Origin of the sequence: Paucihalobacter sp. (assembly GCF_036825875.1) — a bacterium.
Classification (GTDB): domain Bacteria; phylum Bacteroidota; class Bacteroidia; order Flavobacteriales; family Flavobacteriaceae; genus Paucihalobacter.
In genome coordinates, this window is record NZ_DAISXK010000001.1 from 1 (window position 1) to 16907 (window position 16907).

Annotated in this window: 18 protein-coding genes and 1 pseudogene; 16 read left to right on the plus strand and 3 right to left on the minus strand. The window is 35.9% G+C overall.

Features of this window, described 5'->3' with window-relative positions; genetic code table 11:
• The 3 genes and pseudogenes from V7Z48_RS00005 to V7Z48_RS00015 all read left to right on the plus strand — a co-directional run.
• On the plus strand, positions 1-1197 hold a 1197-nt coding region (locus tag V7Z48_RS00005; protein ID WP_334111323.1), incomplete at its 5' end, for an amidohydrolase family protein.
• A gap of 11 nt (positions 1198-1208) precedes the next feature.
• On the plus strand, positions 1209-1997 hold the full coding sequence (locus V7Z48_RS00010) for a DUF2306 domain-containing protein (protein ID WP_334111324.1): 789 nt from the start codon (positions 1209-1211) through the stop codon (positions 1995-1997).
• Positions 1998-2014: 17 nt separating this feature from the next.
• Positions 2015-2794: pseudogene (locus V7Z48_RS00015) on the plus strand (SDR family NAD(P)-dependent oxidoreductase).
• Between the two features lie 55 nt (positions 2795-2849).
• Here the strand turns inward: V7Z48_RS00015 and V7Z48_RS00020 are convergent.
• Positions 2850-3488, minus strand: coding sequence for an alpha/beta hydrolase (locus tag V7Z48_RS00020; RefSeq protein WP_334111325.1), 639 nt, complete (start codon positions 3486-3488; stop codon positions 2850-2852).
• 53 nt (positions 3489-3541) lie between these two features.
• On the opposite strand from V7Z48_RS00020, the gene V7Z48_RS00025 reads away from it, so the two are divergent.
• The 10 genes from V7Z48_RS00025 (at position 3542) to V7Z48_RS00070 (ending at position 12262) form a co-directional block, all read left to right on the plus strand.
• The gene (locus V7Z48_RS00025; RefSeq protein WP_334111326.1) at positions 3542-3964 is read left to right on the plus strand and encodes a PaaI family thioesterase; all 423 of its coding nucleotides are present in this window, start codon (positions 3542-3544) and stop codon (positions 3962-3964) included.
• Positions 3965-5089, plus strand: coding sequence for a chorismate-binding protein (locus V7Z48_RS00030; protein WP_334111327.1), 1125 nt, complete (start codon positions 3965-3967; stop codon positions 5087-5089).
• 50 nt (positions 5090-5139) lie between these two features.
• On the plus strand, positions 5140-6900 hold the full coding sequence (gene menD, locus V7Z48_RS00035; RefSeq protein WP_334111328.1) for a 2-succinyl-5-enolpyruvyl-6-hydroxy-3-cyclohexene-1-carboxylic-acid synthase: 1761 nt from the start codon (positions 5140-5142) through the stop codon (positions 6898-6900).
• 85 nt (positions 6901-6985) lie between these two features.
• Positions 6986-7327, plus strand: a complete 342-nt coding sequence (locus V7Z48_RS00040; protein ID WP_334111329.1) for a DUF2853 family protein — start codon at positions 6986-6988, stop codon at positions 7325-7327.
• Positions 7328-7419: 92 nt separating this feature from the next.
• Positions 7420-8253, plus strand: a complete 834-nt coding sequence (locus tag V7Z48_RS00045; protein WP_334111330.1) for a CvfB family protein — start codon at positions 7420-7422, stop codon at positions 8251-8253.
• 25 nt (positions 8254-8278) lie between these two features.
• Positions 8279-9109 (plus strand): 1,4-dihydroxy-2-naphthoyl-CoA synthase, encoded by an 831-nt coding sequence (locus V7Z48_RS00050; protein ID WP_334111516.1) that lies wholly within the window; start codon positions 8279-8281, stop codon positions 9107-9109.
• Between the two features lie 17 nt (positions 9110-9126).
• On the plus strand, positions 9127-10032 hold the full coding sequence (gene menA / locus V7Z48_RS00055) for a 1,4-dihydroxy-2-naphthoate octaprenyltransferase (protein ID WP_334111331.1): 906 nt from the start codon (positions 9127-9129) through the stop codon (positions 10030-10032).
• Between the two features lie 34 nt (positions 10033-10066).
• A complete protein-coding gene (locus V7Z48_RS00060) occupies positions 10067-10291 on the plus strand; it encodes a hypothetical protein (RefSeq protein WP_334111332.1) in 225 nt (74 codons plus the stop codon).
• A 153-nt stretch (positions 10292-10444) separates the two neighbouring features.
• Positions 10445-11557 carry a hypothetical protein gene (locus tag V7Z48_RS00065; protein WP_334111333.1) on the plus strand — a complete coding sequence of 371 codons (1113 nt, stop codon included), beginning with the start codon at positions 10445-10447 and terminating at the stop codon, positions 11555-11557.
• A 27-nt stretch (positions 11558-11584) separates the two neighbouring features.
• A complete protein-coding gene (locus V7Z48_RS00070) occupies positions 11585-12262 on the plus strand; it encodes a metal-dependent hydrolase (protein WP_334111334.1) in 678 nt (225 codons plus the stop codon).
• A gap of 124 nt (positions 12263-12386) precedes the next feature.
• Here the strand turns inward: V7Z48_RS00070 and V7Z48_RS00075 are convergent, their stop codons facing one another.
• Positions 12387-13181: an SDR family oxidoreductase gene (locus tag V7Z48_RS00075; protein WP_334111335.1), complete on the minus strand. Its 795-nt coding sequence runs from the start codon at positions 13179-13181 to the stop codon at positions 12387-12389.
• Positions 13178-14077: a sterol desaturase family protein gene (locus tag V7Z48_RS00080; RefSeq protein WP_334111336.1), complete on the minus strand. Its 900-nt coding sequence runs from the start codon at positions 14075-14077 to the stop codon at positions 13178-13180. Before V7Z48_RS00080 ends, V7Z48_RS00075 begins: the two co-directional genes overlap by 4 nt.
• 123 nt (positions 14078-14200) lie before the next feature.
• Here V7Z48_RS00080 and V7Z48_RS00085 point away from each other — a divergent pair, with 123 nt between their 5' ends.
• From V7Z48_RS00085 to V7Z48_RS00095, 3 genes are read left to right on the plus strand one after another with little or no spacing between them, the layout of a single operon-like run.
• Positions 14201-14884: a DUF2490 domain-containing protein gene (locus V7Z48_RS00085; protein WP_334111337.1), complete on the plus strand. Its 684-nt coding sequence runs from the start codon at positions 14201-14203 to the stop codon at positions 14882-14884.
• Between the two features lie 36 nt (positions 14885-14920).
• Positions 14921-15958 (plus strand): o-succinylbenzoate synthase, encoded by a 1038-nt coding sequence (locus V7Z48_RS00090; protein ID WP_334111338.1) that lies wholly within the window; start codon positions 14921-14923, stop codon positions 15956-15958.
• Positions 15958-16902, plus strand: coding sequence for a CPBP family intramembrane glutamic endopeptidase (locus V7Z48_RS00095; protein ID WP_334111339.1), 945 nt, complete (start codon positions 15958-15960; stop codon positions 16900-16902). The genes V7Z48_RS00090 and V7Z48_RS00095 overlap by 1 nt, the downstream gene beginning before the upstream one ends.
• Positions 16903-16907 lie beyond the last annotated feature (5 nt).

Below are 16907 nucleotides of genomic sequence, written 5' to 3' on the forward strand. Positions count from 1 at the left end.
GGACATAGAATTGATGACCATATGTATGGAATGGAAAGTTTGTTTTATACCCGAGAACACGCTGATGAAATGCGTCATCTATTCGAGTCCGGAAAATACTATGAATTCCAAACTTTACGCATAAAATATAGAGACAGTATTCTAGCCTTACAAAACCTAGAGAAACTCAATGATAAAGATATTTGGTTTTGCCCTACTTATGTGACCTCAAAGGGTACATTGAGAATATTTAAGAAAGAGATGATATCCGATGCCAGAAATGAGTATGTACCTTTAGTGTTAAAATATCATGGTATGAATAATAGCATCAAAGATTCTTGGGCAGAAGACAATTTTTTAAACACATCAAGGCTGGATAGTATTCAATTCGAAATGGATAAAGCTGAGGTATTAAAGAGAGAAGAACAAATTAAGATGCTTATTAAGTCTGGTGCAAAGGTTATTGCCGGGACTGATTATATCATACCCTACATTTATCCCGGTTTTAGCCTACAGGAAGAAATGCAAACATTCGCACGATTGGGCATGACACCACTACAAGCCCTTCAAACAGCAACCATCAATCCCGCTCAGGCCATGAAGAATGACAAAGTTGGAGAAATTAAGGTTGGTAAACGGGCCAATGTATTGTTGCTCAATGCTAACCCACTTGAAGATATTAAAAATGCTCAAGATATATATGCTGTTGTTCTTCGAGGGAAGCATTTGGATCGTGCCTATTTAGATGGAATGCTTGATAAAGCAAAACAATTGGCCAAAGCCAAACACATCCACGAATGGTTTGCTCCCCGTTTTGAATCAGATGGCATAGAAGCAACCCTAAAAATATTTTTGGAAAACAAAGAAACTATTGATGAAGAATATCCTGTTCGCTGGAACATGTTACAGTCTGCCGCTCGTATGTTTTTGAGAGATGAGAAAAAAGAAGAAGCTTTCGCCTTAGTTGAATTGATGCATGACCTATACCCGGATTTTGTGTATGCTTTTGCCTTTACCGGGGATATTTTCGCAAAGGGTGGCGACAAGGAAAGAGCACGAGCCACTTATGAAAAAGCGTTGGAGATATATCCATGTTTCAATGTAGTAGAACGTTGGATCAAAGATTTGGATGAACCGGTCGCTTTTGGTCAGAAATACAACAGCAATGAACCTGAGATTTTAGGAGCAAGTATACCGTGCATGCATCATAATCATTGATAAAAAATAGTATGAAAAAAATAACACTACTCAATGTTACCGCAACTCTGCTCATCTCAATAGTTTGGTTAAGTTGCATTTTATTCGCACTCAAGATTTTTGTATATTTCGGCGGAGACATTTTATCAGGAAAGCCAGAAGATTGGAATAAAAGTTTACCGGGTTTGTATGAAGAAAATTACCCCATTTCTAACTCCGGTATTGGCTTTCATTTTTTTGCAGGTGCCATTATTTTAATTCTGGGAAGCATACAGTTAATTGAAGGAATCAGAAATAAATTTATAAATTTTCACCGCTGGGTTGGCAGGGTTTACGTGATCGCTTGCATTTTAGCGGCCATTGGTGGATTGATGTTCATTTTTTTTAAAGGCACCATTGGTGGTACGGTTATGAACATTGGTTTTACCGGCTATGGTTTGGCCATGTTGTTATGTGCCATACTTACCATAAAATTTGCCAGAGCCGGCCAAATAGAAAAACACAGGGCCTGGGCTATTAGGTTGTATGCCCTGGCCATTGCATCTTGGTTATACAGGCAAGAATACAACTTGGTTTTTCTGTTGGGTTTAGATTGGCCGCAACAAGACTTTAGAGGCGTTTTTGATTATATCATGACTTTCTTTTTTTACATTCCAAACTTATTCGTCGCCGAATTTTTTATCCGTGCTACCTATAAAAAATTTCCTAAATGGGCATTATACTCAGGCGTTGTTCTTTTAATGGGAGTTACCGTATTGCTTGGAGTATTAACTTACTTTGGTAATGTGAGATTTTTAACCTATTTATTTGGTATGGCTTAATTTAAATATCAAATATTATGAAAACATCGAAACCAGTAGTTTGGATTACCGGGGCTTCCTCCGGAATTGGTAAGGAAATGTCGCTACAATATGCTTCAAAAGGTTATGCAGTGGTAGTAAGCGCACGTCGCTCAGACTTATAAGACGCATTGGCTTCAAAAATTAAATATGATGGTAGAGAGGCTTACGCCATTGTGTGTGATGTAACAATTGAAGAATCTATTAAAAAAGCAGTCATAAAAATTTTATCACATTATGGACGAATTGATATAACCATTGCCAATGCGGGTTGTGCCGTCACCAATTTTTTAGAGCATTCGTCGCAGCAGGAATGGGAACGCCAGTTTAATATTAACGTGGTAGGCTTGGCTATGACAGCCAAATACGCCATCCCCGAATTAAAAAAGTTTAGTGGGCGCTTGGTTTTAATTGGTAGCGTTTCGGCCTTTGTGCCAAATCCTTTTGTTTCGGCCTATGGTGCCAGTAAAGCCGCTGTACATAATATTGGTGAATCACTTCAAGTAGAACTCAGAGGTACGGGAGTAAGTTGCACAACTATTCATCCTGGCTTTGTTGACAGCAATATTACAAGAGTAGATAATTCAGGGCATTTTAACCCTGAAGCGCCAGACCCGCGTCCCGCTAATCTTATGTGGCCTACTGATAAAGCTGTAGTAGATATGATAAAGGCCATTGAAAAACGCAAGAAAGTGGCTGTTATAACCGGTCATGGTAAAGTATTCGTGTTGTTAGGAAGGTATTTCCCGGGCATAGCACGGGCTATGATGGCTAAATAGATCAAAGAAATAATGAAAGCGCAAGAAACAGGTAATACCTAAATTTATTGCCACGTCATTCGAAAAGCCTTTCTATTAAATAGGTATTCACCTCATGTTTCCCTTCAAAAGGAACTATTTCCAGCCGTTTTCCAAACAAATTTCGAGCCTTTTGTCGTTCAGTTTTAATTCTAGTGTCATCTAAATATTCGTCGTTAGTGCCATAAATTAATGTTACTTTGCCTTCAAAATAACTAAAATCGTCTGTTGTTAATTCATTAGGTATACCACCGGAGTGAATTACTAAATTTTCGGGTTTTATTTTGCGTTTTGCCATGTACCTCATTGCAACGCTTACACCTTGTGAGTACCCTAAAACAATTAGTTTTTTATCCCTTGCAATTCCTTCTGCCTCAAAAATAGCATCAAAATAACGCATGATGTTCTCGGTTTCTAGAACTGTGTTTTCTTTTGTTAGCCAACTCGCACCAATGTGTTTGAATTTCGAACCTAAATAATATTTACTTTGGGCTTGCGGAGCTATGATATAATTTTTTACAGCGTCCAATCCTTTAAAATACTTCAAAAAATACCTGCTTAAATAACCCATGCCATGACAAACAAACCAAATGTTTTCAGTTTGAGATGTTAAATGGTTTAAAGTTGAATAGGTATTGCTGGTTTTGTACGTTAATTCTTTCTCAATGTGGGTCATATTAAATACTTGGTTTTGTATTTTAGCAACAAAGTTTAAAATTACAGTTTTATATGCAATTATCGAGAGAAGACGTTTTATTTGAAGCCAACAGGGTATGTAAAAACACCTTAATGGAAACCTTACAAATTGAATTTGTTGATTTTGGCGATGACTTTGTAACCGCAAAAATGCCGGTAACCAGTCGGGTTCATCAACCCGATGGTGTTTTGCACGGTGGCGCTACGGTTGCGTTAGCTGAAAGTGTAGGAAGTTTTGCGGCGCATATTTTTTTGAATTTAGACGAGGTTTTTGTGCGTGGTATCGAGATTACGGCCAACCATCTAAAAAGTACTCGCGAAGGAAATGTGTATGCAAAAGCGACATTTATTCACCGTGGTCGAACTACTCAATTACTCCAAATACGTATTACGGACGATAACGGAAGTTTAATTTCGCTTTGTAAACTCACTACCATTTCTTTACCCAAAAAATAGGTGAATTCATTCCTTCAAAATATCCAGCAGCATTTTAATAATCAATTGCCATTTGTGGTCTATCGTGCACCACATTCCCAAAGAATAAATGCCGTATTACAGAAAAATACGGATTTGCATGTAGCAAACGATTATACCGAAAAGGGTTTTGTATTTGCACCGTTTCAGGAAGCTATCAATACGCCAACAGTATTGTTTCCTATTTCTGAATGTGAGATTAAATCAGCAGAATACACCAATTTAGATACTTTTTTAAAATCATCGGAAACAGAAGAAATATCTATAGCTCCAATTGATTATAAAGTTTTAATTGAAAACGCCATTTCCAAAATCCATCAGAATGATTTTAATAAAGTAGTGCTGTCAAGAAAAATGTCGTCACCATTATCAAATACACAACCACTTGAAATATTTGAGCGCATGCTTCAGAAATATCCTTCAGCGTTTGTGTACTGCTGGTTCCATCCTAAAATTGGATTATGGCTTGGTGCAACTCCGGAAATTTTAATGACGATACAAGGAAATACGCTCCGTACCGTAGCACTGGCAGGCACTCAGAATTTTAACGGTACTGTAGAAGTTAGTTGGGGCGACAAAGAGTTAACAGAACAGCAAATTGTTACCGACTATATTGTATCACAATTAAATGCTTTTAAACTTGAATCTTCAAAAATTTCAGTTTCCAAGGCGAAAACCATAAAAGCAGGTAATTTGTTGCATCTTCAAACGGAAATTATCAGTACTGTTAATCAGAGTCAGTTTAGTGTTAAAGACCTATTGCAACAATTACATCCTACACCTGCAGTTTGTGGAGATCCAAAAGAAAATGCCTTGCAATTCATTCTACAAAATGAAGGCTATAATCGTGACTATTATTCAGGATTTCTGGGTGAATTGAACATGACAAAAACTCAAAACCGCAACACTAATTGGCGAAACACTGAAAATAACGCTTACAAAAGCCTTAAAACAGTTTCAAATTTTTATGTGAATTTAAGATGTATGCAAATTTTGGGAACTGAGGCGCAATTGTATGTTGGTGGTGGTATTACCAAAGACTCAAATCCACAGAGTGAATGGCATGAAATTATGGCAAAACTTCAAACAGTGAAAAGCGTGTTATAATTTTTTAAATGCTATAGGCTATTTGTATCTTTGTAGCTATAAAAGTCTCTATGTCATATCCAAAAATACCATTAGCACAAACTGTTGTTGAACTTTGTAAATTGCAAAATATCAGGCATATTGTTATTTCACCAGGAAGTAGAAATGCGCCACTTACCATAGGGTTTACTTTCGATGAGTTTTTTCAATGTTACAGTATTGTTGACGAGCGTTGCGCAGCTTTTTTTGCGCTAGGAATTGCCCAGCAAACCAAAACACCAGTTGTGTTGGTATGTACCTCAGGAAGTGCCATGCTTAATTATTATCCGGCAATAGCCGAGGCTTTTTACAGTAGAATTCCACTTGTGGTTTTATCAGCCGACAGACCAAAACATTTGCTTGAAATTGGCGACGGGCAAACCATTATGCAAAGTGATGTTTACGGTAAACACGTGCTGTTTAGCTCCAATTTAAAATTGGACGTAAAAGATGAAAATTACCTTCCAGAAGAAGAAAGTATTCCTTTGCTTAAAAATTTAGAACAACGTGTTGAGCGGTTTTTAGGTATTCAAAAAGACATTCAAGAATACAACGAATTTGAATTGCAACGTGCTATTTCAATCGCTTCACAAAAAATGGGTCCAGTACATGTCAACATTCCATTTGATGACCCATTGTACGAATTGGTTCCAGAATTAACGGTAAAACTAAAACTATTAAATATTGAACCAAAGCTCCACAAATTAGATGATTTTCAGGTGAAAAATTATGCTGAAAGATGGCTAAATAGCGAGCGTAAAATGGTTCTGGTAGGCGTAAGTGATGCTGATGCCATAGATCAAGATTATTTAAACGATTTGGCCCAGGAAGACAGCGTTGTAGTTTTTACTGAAACGACTTCTAATCTGCATCATCCTCAGTTTTTTCCGGGAATAGATAAGCTCATTTCACCATTAAGTGAGGCGGAATTAGAACAGCTTCAGCCCGATTTGTTGATTACTTTTGGAGGCTTAATAGTCTCCAAACGCATAAAATCATTCTTAAGAAAGTACAAACCAAAAGAACATTGGCATATTGACCCCCATAGAGCTTACGACACATTCTTTTGTTTAACGGCCCATATTCCATTCACGCCAAATGAGTTCTTTAAGTCTTTTATGCCAAAACTCACCCATCACAAAAAAAGTGATTATAAAAATTATTTCCTTCAACTTAGACAAATTCGAAGAAGTAAACATGCTGAGTATGTACAAATCATACCTTTTTCCGATTTTAAAGCATACGATAAAGTTTTAAATGCGATTCCTAGTAAAGCTATATTGCAGGTTGGTAATAGTGCTGCGGTTCGATACACACAACTATTTCAAATTTCAAAAACTATAGATGTTTATTGTAACCGAGGTACAAGTGGTATTGATGGTAGTACTTCTACTGCGGTAGGTTGCGCAGTGGTAAACAAAAGACAAACGGTTTTTTTAACAGGCGATTTAAGCTTTTTCTACGATAGCAACGGACTTTGGAATAATTACATTCCGAAAAATTTCAGAATTATTGTGATAAACAATCAAGGTGGTGGCATTTTTAGAATACTACCAGGACACAAAAACACTGAAAATTTCGATACCTTTTTTGAAACCAAACATCATTTAAATGCCAAGCCAATATGTGATCTTTTCGGATTTTCATACCATGCTGCAAATGATGAAAAATCTTTAGACAAAGCCTTGGTTTCTTTTTTTAAAAGCGCTTCAAAACCAAAGCTTTTAGAAGTCTTTACCCCAAGATTAAGCAACGACGATATTTTGTTAGATTATTTCAAATTTATCAAGTAAAATATTTAAAAATATGACTTTTAAACTTGCAATAGGTCAGAAGATTAATTATATTTAAACTCTTATAATTAAAACTTTAAAAAACATGAGTAAAAGAGACGAATTAATTGCAAAGTATGCAGAAGATTTAAAAGAAAAATGCGGTGTCAACCCTGACATGGCTTTTTTAACCAAGGTAACTATTGGTTGCGGACCCTCAATTTACAATGCCGATGCAGCAACTGTAGCAGGTTCTGACCAAGCTGAGTTAGATACCGTTAAAAACAATTTTCTTATCAAAAAATTGGGTCTAAAAAATGGTCCAGAATTAGACAAAGCCATTACATCTGTTATGGATCAATACGGCCAGTCTAATCGCAATAAATACAGAGCAGTAGTTTATTACCTATTGGCAAAACACTTTAAAAAAGAATCGGTTTACAAATAAAAATTTAAACCAATTAGTTTGAAGCGTTACAAATACCCGCTATTTGTAACGCTTTTTTAGTATCAAAAAACTAATATGCTTACATTTGTGCTATGATTAAAATAGGCGAATACAATACACTTTCAATAATTCGTGAAGCGCAACAAGGTTTGTACATTGCAGACGATGAAGGCAACGAAGTTCTCTTACCAAATAGGTATGTTCCTGAAGAATATAAAATTTGGGACAAATTAACCGTATTTGTTTACTTAGACAATGAAGAACGTCCAGTCGCCACCACCGATAAACCCTACATTACCAAAGATAATTTTTCGTTATTAAGATGTAATCAAGTCACCGATTTTGGTGCTTTTTTAGATTGGGGTTTGGTAAAGGAGTTATTTTGCCCTTTTAAGGAGCAGGTTGTAAAAATGCGGGTTGGTCAATGGTATTTGGTTAGGTGTTATTTAGACGAAGCATCTAATAGATTAGTGGCTTCGAGTAAAACGAATCAGTTTTTAGATAATTCAAATCTAACCGTAGAACAATTTGATGAAGTTGATTTAATCGTTTCTCATCCTTCAGAAATAGGTTTGAATGTAATTGTTAATGAAACACATTCTGGACTTATTTTTAAAGACGATTTATTTAAACAACTCAGCGTTGGAGATAGATTAAAAGGAATTGTAAAAAAAGTACGACCCGACAACAAGCTCGATATTATGCTAGGGCAAATTGGTTACCGAAATATTGAACCAAATGCCGAATTAATTTTGGGCGTGCTGGAAACTCATGATGGTTTTGTGCCACTTACCGATAAATCGAGTCCCGACGAGATTAAAAAATGGCTCGAAATGAGTAAAAAGAACTTTAAAAAAGCCGTTGGAAACCTTTACAAACAACAACTTATTGAAATTAAACCAGATGGTTTATATTTGAAAGCCTAATTAAAATATAATTTTAGTGAAAGAAATAGCTTGGGAAACCGTTAAAGAATACGAAGACATTACCTACAAAAAATGCGACGGTGTAGCACGCATCGCCTTTAACCGACCAGATGTTAGAAACGCATTCCGACCAAAAACCACTAGCGAGTTGTACGATGCCTTTTACAACGCCAACGAGGACGTAAACATTGGTGTGGTATTACTGTCAGCCGAAGGACCATCAACCAAAGATGGCATTTGGAGTTTCTGTTCTGGTGGCGATCAAAAGGCGAGAGGTCACCAAGGTTATGTGGGCGAAGATGGTTATCACAGGCTTAATATTTTAGAAGTACAACGCCTAATCCGATTTATGCCAAAAGCAGTTATTGCAGTCGTGCCGGGCTGGGCAGTTGGTGGCGGTCACAGTCTTCATGTGGTTTGCGATCTCACACTCGCCAGTAAAGAACATGCAATTTTTAAACAAACCGATGCTGATGTTACCAGCTTTGACGGCGGTTACGGTTCTGCCTACTTAGCAAAAATGGTCGGGCAGAAAAAAGCACGTGAAATATTTTTCCTTGGAAGAAATTACTCAGCCCAAGAAGCCTTCGATATGGGAATGGTAAATGCTGTTATCCCACACGACAAATTAGAAGCTACTGCCTACGAATGGGCACAAGAAATATTAGCAAAAAGTCCAACGTCTATAAAAATGCTCAAGTTTGCTATGAATTTAACAGACGACGGCATGGTTGGTCAGCAAGTTTTTGCAGGAGAAGCTACACGCTTGGCTTATATGACAGATGAAGCAATTGAAGGTAGAAATGCCTTTCTTGAAAAACGCAAACCGAATTTCGTAAAAAAATGGATCCCCTAATCAAAACACTTTAATTTATGAATCGTAACAAAAAATGGGTCTCAGCTATGAGGCTTAGAACCTTACCATTGTCTATATCTGGTATTTTTGTAGGTTCCTGTTTGGCCTATTACAACGGCTACTTTAACGTGTTTATTTTCATATTTGCCACCACTACAACCCTTGCCTTTCAAATTTTATCTAATCTTGCAAACGATTATGGTGATGGTGTAAAGGGCACCGATAATAACGAACGTATAGGGCCAGAACGTGCTATTCAAAGTGGTGCTATTTCGGCAAATGCTATGCTAGATGCAATCAAAACTACTGTTATGATTACCATTTTCAGTTCCTTGGCTTTGGTGTATGCAGCTTTTGAATTTTCCTATTTTTTATACGCATTCATCTTTATTTGTTTAGCAGCATTTGCAATTTATGCGGCACTAACTTATACTATTGGAGAATCTCCCTATGGTTACAAAGGTTTGGGCGATGTGTATGTTTTTGCATTTTTCGGAATATTAAGTGTTGTTGGCACTTATTTTTTAAATACCAAACAATTAGACCATGTGGTTATTTTACCAGCTATTTCCGTTGGATTACTAAGTGTTGGCGTGTTAAATCTTAATAATATGCGTGATATTGAAAGTGACGAGAAATCAGAAAAAATGACCATGGCAGTTAAATTTGGTAAAGATAAAGCCAAGCAATACCATTTATTTTTAATTATTTCGGCGATGGTAGCATCGGTGTTATTTTCAATTTTATACTATTCATCACCTTATAATTTTATATTTTACTTCACCTTTATTCCTTTAATTTTTCATATTAAATCCGTAGTGAAAGCCAAACAGCCTTCAGAATATGATCCGCAACTTAAAGTGTTAGCCTTGACAACTTTTTTCTTCGCAATTCTTCTCGGAGTGGGTCAGGTTATTTATTAAAATCTCACATTAAGACTAATTAAAAATTCATGTATTGAAAACAACTACTATTTTATGCTTATTCATAGTTAACCTATGTTTAGCCCAAACCACCACGTTAAAAATTTCGGAAAGTCAAGAGTTTAAAGATTCAGAAAATTCGGATCAAGTATTGTCGATTCACACAAATTTAGATAATTACACCGGTATTGTAAGAGAAGGCAAGAAACATTTTTTATTTGATATTTTTGATACGTCTCTAAATAAAATTCAAAGCTAAACAGTTGAAAAGTCCAAAAAGGAATCCTTTGTCGGGGATGTTTATTCTGAGAACGAAATAAAAATTTTCACCTTAGAAAGCATCAATAAATCCGAAAGAAATGTATTTGCTTATATTTTTAATTTTGAGAATAAATCACATCGAAAAGAAAAATTGTTTTCAGCAACAGTTGAAAAAAACCAACCATTATTTTCGGGTGGAAGTAAAAGACAAACCAGTTTTGCTTTATCACCAAATGGAAATTTTTTGGCAGTTGCTACCGATAATGTAAAGAAGAATCTAAATTCTTATACTATTAGAGTTTTTAATGCTAACACTTTAAAATTAGTTTTTACCAAATCTTATCAAGAGGACAAAGAAAAATTTTTTATGCCGAATGATCTTGTTGTAGATGATTTAGGTCAAGCCTATGTTTTAGGTAAAAAGTATATTGAAGGTCGCCGAGAAAAAAAACAAGGTGAAGCTAATTACGATTTCATTATTAATAAAGTTTCAAAAGATGAGGTTCAGTCTATCGAGTTGAAACTAGATAATAACGAACATATTCGGTCTTTAAATATCAGTCAATCTAATCCTGAACAACTACAACTATTAGGGTTTTATTCAGAAGAAAAGGTAGGCAGGATTAAAGGTGGTTGTAATTTTATTATTAACATAAAATCAACCTTAAGTCTTAAGAACAAAATATCAAGCGAACTTCCTTTATCAGTTTATGAAGATTTATATGGAGATAATAGAGCTGAACGAAAAAAGGACAATGAACTAACCAATTTTTACATAGACCATGTTTTTCAGGATGAATCTGGAAATACGTATTTGATAGCAGAAGAATTTTTTGTCACATCGTATTACGTGTCCAACGGACAAATGGGAGGATATTATGTAACTACTTATCATTACAACGATATTCTTGTTCTCAAATTTAATGCAAACAATCAGTTAGATTTGGGAAGAAGTATTTTCAAAAAGGCAACAACACCATCGTACAATGCCTTTTTAAAAGACAATCAGTTGCATATACTTTTAAATTCAGGCAAGAATTTAATCGAGAAAAATGATGGGCGCACTAAGGTGTCAAAAGGATTTTTGGAATCGTCAGCGCTTTACGATGTGGTTTTTGGCTTGGATGGAGAAGTGGCTTACAACAAAGTTCAAGACAATAAAGGTAAAACTTTTTATACCCCATTTCGAGGTACTTATAAAAACACTAAATTTGTAATGATGAGCGATGCTAAAAGCAAAAAGCAGTTTATGATTTTAGAATAGTAACTTATAATATTTAAATTTTTACAAATGAAAATCACATTTTACGGTCATTCAAGTCTTGGCATTCAAATAGGAGACATAAATATCATTGTAGATCCTTTTATTACCGCCAATGAAATGGCAAGTCACATAGACATTAACAAACTTAAAGCCGATTATATTTTACTAACCCACGCACATCAAGATCACGTTCTTGATGTTGAAGCTATTGTCAAAAACACAGGAGCGAAAATTATTTCAAATTTTGAAATTGTCACCCATTATCAAAACAAAGGTTTAGAAGGTCATCCAATGAATCATGGTGGCAGTTGGGAATTTGACTTTGGAAAACTGAAGTATGTAAATGCGGTTCACACGTCCTCATTTCCTGATGGCTCTTATGGCGGCCAACCCGGTGGATTTATTATTGAAGGTGAACGCAAAAATATTTATATAGCCGGCGATACTGCACTTACTATGGATATGAAGCTTATCCCGCTATTCACCAAATTAGACCTTGCTATTTTACCAATCGGTGATAACTTCACTATGGGAATTGACGATGCAATTCACGCCAGCGATTTTATTGAATGCGACAAAATCTTAGGCGTTCATTTCGATACGTTTGGTTATATAGAAATAGACCACGCAGCTGCCAAGCGTAAATTCTTTGAAAACGATAAAGATTTAATGCTGCTTGAGATAGGCGAGAGTTTGGAGTTGTAAGAATTGGTTTTACAAAATATAAAAGACCTCACAGGTTTTCAAAACCTGTGAGGTCTGATTTTTTTAGATAAACCCTTTTTCATTCCCGAAAAAAATCGGTACCAAACCCTGAAGGGCTTAATTTCTAACGTACCGTACTTCTCAATACATAATGATGTAAAATCTTAGGAAAAAAGCGTTTTAAGTAGATTCCTAAAACTTCTTTTTTACCAATATATACTTCAAATTTCTTTTTGGTGATGGCTTTAGTCATTCGTCTTGCGAAAACTTCGGCAGATAGACCTTTTTCGGTTGCGGTATCTTGACTATTTTGAGTGTGACCGCTGCCAGTAAGCGCATTTATAGCGACATTGGTGTTTACAAATCCTGGGCAGACCATGGTTACGTGAATGCCGTCGGTATGGTGTTCCATGCGTAAGGCATCGAAAAAGCCATGCAACGCGTGTTTAGCACCACAATAACCAGAACGGTATGGAGTGCTAAATTTCCCCATTAAACTGCTCACTACGACAAAATGACCAGATTTATTTTTTATAAAATGTGGTAAGATGGCTTTACTTAAGGCTACGGTTCCTAAGTAATCAACTTCCATCAATTTTTTATCAACTTCTATGGATGTTTCTATTATTAGGCTACGCTGACTCACACCGCCGTTATTCACTAAAATATCAACCTTACCAAAAGCTTTAATGGCTTGGTTTGCAATTTCTGGCATGTCGTTTAGGTTGGCTAAATCAAATGGCAAAACAGAAATATTTTCCGGATAATTACAAAGTGTTTTAACTTCATTTAACGCAATTTCGCGCCTGGCTGAAAGAATTAGTTTAATGCTATCGTTAACAGATAGATGTAAAGCCAAGGCCTTGCCAATTCCGCTGGACGCACCCGTTAGCCAAAACACTTTATGGTTTAGTGTCATGGGTTTCTTTGTTTTGAATTCAACCACTCGTTTCTTAAGTCGTCGCTAATTTTTCCGGTGCCATCGTGCTTCCAGCCAGGTGGTTTTATTAAATATTGAAACCTGTCACGCCACGATTTTCTGCCTGTGAAGGCATCTTTGCCCAAGGCAACCCATTCGTGAAATGCAATGTATATTGGATTATAGGAATTTATATTTGAAGTAAGTCCGTAATTAACTTTTTCTTCTTTTAGTTCTGGTTGAAAAGTACCAAACAGTTTATCCCAAATAATCAAAATACCTGCGTGATTTCTGTCTAAATATACAGGATTGCTACCATGATGGACACGGTGATGCGACGGTGTGTTAAAAACCGCCTCAAACCAATAGGGCATTTTATCAATGGTTTCGGTATGAATCCAAAATTGATATAATAGACTCACCGACATCTGAAGTAAAATCATGGCAGGATGAAAACCAAGCAAAGGAATCCAAAGCCAAAATACAAAAGAGTAAAAACTACCAGACCAAGTTTGCCTTAAGGCTGTGCTTAAGTTATAATGTTGCGACGAATGATGCACAACATGGGACGCCCAAAATAAGCGGCATTCATGCGAAATTCTGTGAAACCAGTAATATGAGAAATCATCAGCAAAAAACAGTAGGATAAAACTCCACCAAACTACCGGTATGGTAAAAATTCTTAAATGTTCATATACAAAAAACAAGGCTAATAGCACCACTACTTTGCTAGCAAACCCAATCAAAACATTGCCGATTCCCATTGCGATTGAAGACAACGCATCTTTTTTTTCGTATGCTTTTATATTTTGTTTGGTGGTTACATACAATTCCAGCAACATGGCGAGAATGAAAAACGGAATGGCGAACAAAATTATATTTGGGAAATTGGGCATGGCTCGTAACTTTCAGTGTGGTTCTAATTAAAGTTTGTTAAATTGGCGTTAAGCATAGGTGTTTGTTTAATCATTAAAACAAAACAAAATAGATTTAGACACCCTTATAAAAGTAAATATACAATGAAATATTTAATAATTTTCCTCCTTATTTTTCAAATTGAAACCGTGTTTTCGCAACGAATCAATCAAACTGGTGCGTGGTATATGTATTTTTATACCCACGAATTTAATGAAAGTAACTGGGGAATTCAAGGCGATGTTCAATACAGAAATTGGAATATTTTGGGCGATTTAGAGCAATTACTCATTCGCTCAGGAGTCACATACAAGCCAAAAGATGCCAACATAAAATTCACAGCTGGCATCGCTCATGTGAGTACTGGCGACTTAGGACCAAGCAAGGACATTAATACCGAGTTTAGATTTTACCAAGAAGCACTTTTTCCTCAGAAAATTGGAAACAGGGTGTATCTCAATCACCGGTTTAGATACGAACAAAGGTTTGTGGAAGACCAAGATTTCAGAACCCGTTACCGTTATAATATATTCGTGAACATTCCTATTAACGGAAAGGAAATTAACAATGGTGTTTTTTACGCCGCGTTTTACAACGAGTTGTTTATTAATGACGAAAAAAATATAGGTAAAGAAGTCACAGTAGAATATTTTGATAGAAACCGAACTTATTTTGGACTTGGTAAAGTTTTAAGTAAAAACTTCAATACCCAATTGGGATGGATGAATCAGCAAGGCAATAATTTTGGCAAAGGACAATTTCAACTTAGTTTACACCATAAATTTTAAGAATCTTTTTATTGTATTTTTGCTGAAATTTTTTAAATGAAAGCCACATACCGTCAATATATTCTAAATTTTAAACAACCAAGTGGTACCTCTCGAGGCATTTTAAAAACCAAAGAAACGTGGTTTATAATACTTGAAGAAAATGGTAAAAAGGGGATAGGAGAATGTGGTATATTGAGAGGTTTATCAGTGGATGACCTATCCGATTATGAAGATCAATTAAAGTGGGTTTGTGAAAACATTAATTTAGGTTTGAAAGATTTATACCACCAACTTCAAAAGTTTCCAAGCATTCAAATGGGTTTGGAAATGGCTTTTAAATCTTTAGAAAGTGAATCGGCGTTTGTGTTATTTCCTTCTGCGTTTACGGAAGGTAAATCTGCTATCAATATCAATGGCTTGATATGGATGGGTAGTGAAGCCTTTATGAAAGCCCAAATCAAAGAAAAAATTAACGCAGGATTTCATTGTTTAAAACTGAAAATTGGTGCCATCGATTTTGATACCGAACTATCCATTTTAAAGTCTATCAGAAATGATTTTTCAGCTAAGGATTTGGAACTGCGGGTAGATGCCAATGGTGCTTTTCTACCCAAATATGCGTTAGAAAAATTAAATCGCCTTTCTACATTCGATTTACATTCAATTGAACAACCAATAGCGATAAACCAATGGGATGACATGGCCAAATTATGCGAGAAAACACCCATTCCTATTGCCTTAGACGAAGAATTAATTGGTGTTTTTAGTCAAACAAATAAAGAAACATTACTGCAACACATTCAACCACAATACATCATTTTAAAACCGAGTTTTATTGGGGGTTTTTCGGGCACAAAATCGTGGATAAACCTTGCTGAGTCGCGCAAAATTGGTTGGTGGATCACCAGTGCTTTGGAAAGCAACGTTGGACTTAACGCGATTGCTCAGTTTACGTATTCTTTAAATACCATTGCGCCGCAAGGCCTTGGCACTGGCGGATTATTTACCAATAATTTTGATAGCCCTTTAGAAGTAAAAAGTGGTAAATTGCACTACAATTTAAAAACAGATTGGAATTTTAATTTAAGCTAATGTACATAACTCAAGTAAGGACAATTCAAAACGATTGGTGGCGCTATATTTTAGGAGTTGTTATTTCTTTTATTGGGGTTGCAATTTTTTCTGCCCCACACGCTATTGCTATTGTATTTAAGCAATTTAGTGGCGATTTCGACACTAGCAGAGCAGATGATTTAAATTATCTGATGACCGTTTTTGAACCGAATATCAATTTGGTTTTAGTGTTATTGCCATTCGCTGGCGGTTTACTATTTTTAATTCTAGCAGCCAAATGGCTACACCAGCAAAGTTTAAGACACCTCACCACGGCTAGAGCTAAAATTGATTGGAACAGAGTGCTCTTTGCTTTTTTGTTATGGGGAACCGTTGCAGCATCATTAATATTTGTTGGGATTTACTTGACCCCCGAAGACTATGTGTTCAATTTTAAACCAGAGAAATTTGCAATTTTAGTCGTAATTGTTTTACTGTTGGTACCGCTTCAAACCAGTTTCGAGGAATATATGTTTCGCGGGTACTTAATGCAGGGAATAGGCTTTATATTTAAAAATAAGTGGTTGCCATTACTCGTAACTTCAGTTGTATTCGGATTGCTGCATATCGCTAATCCCGAAGTAGATAAATTGGGTAATTTAATTATGATTTATTACATCGGCACTGGTTTATTTTTAGGCATTATAACCTTAATGGACGATGGTATGGAACTGGCTCTGGGTTTTCATGCTGCCAATAATATGTTTACGGCTTTGCTCGTGACAGCCGACTGGACAGCCTTTCAAACGCATTCTATGTACCGTGATATTTCAGAACCCGATCCAACTGGATTTTTTGATATTTTCTTACCAGTCTTTATTATTTTTCCAATTATACTCTTCATTTTTGCAAAGAAATACAAATGGACCAATTGGAAAGAAAAATTGACAGGAACCATTCATATTGAAAACACCACAGAATAAAACCA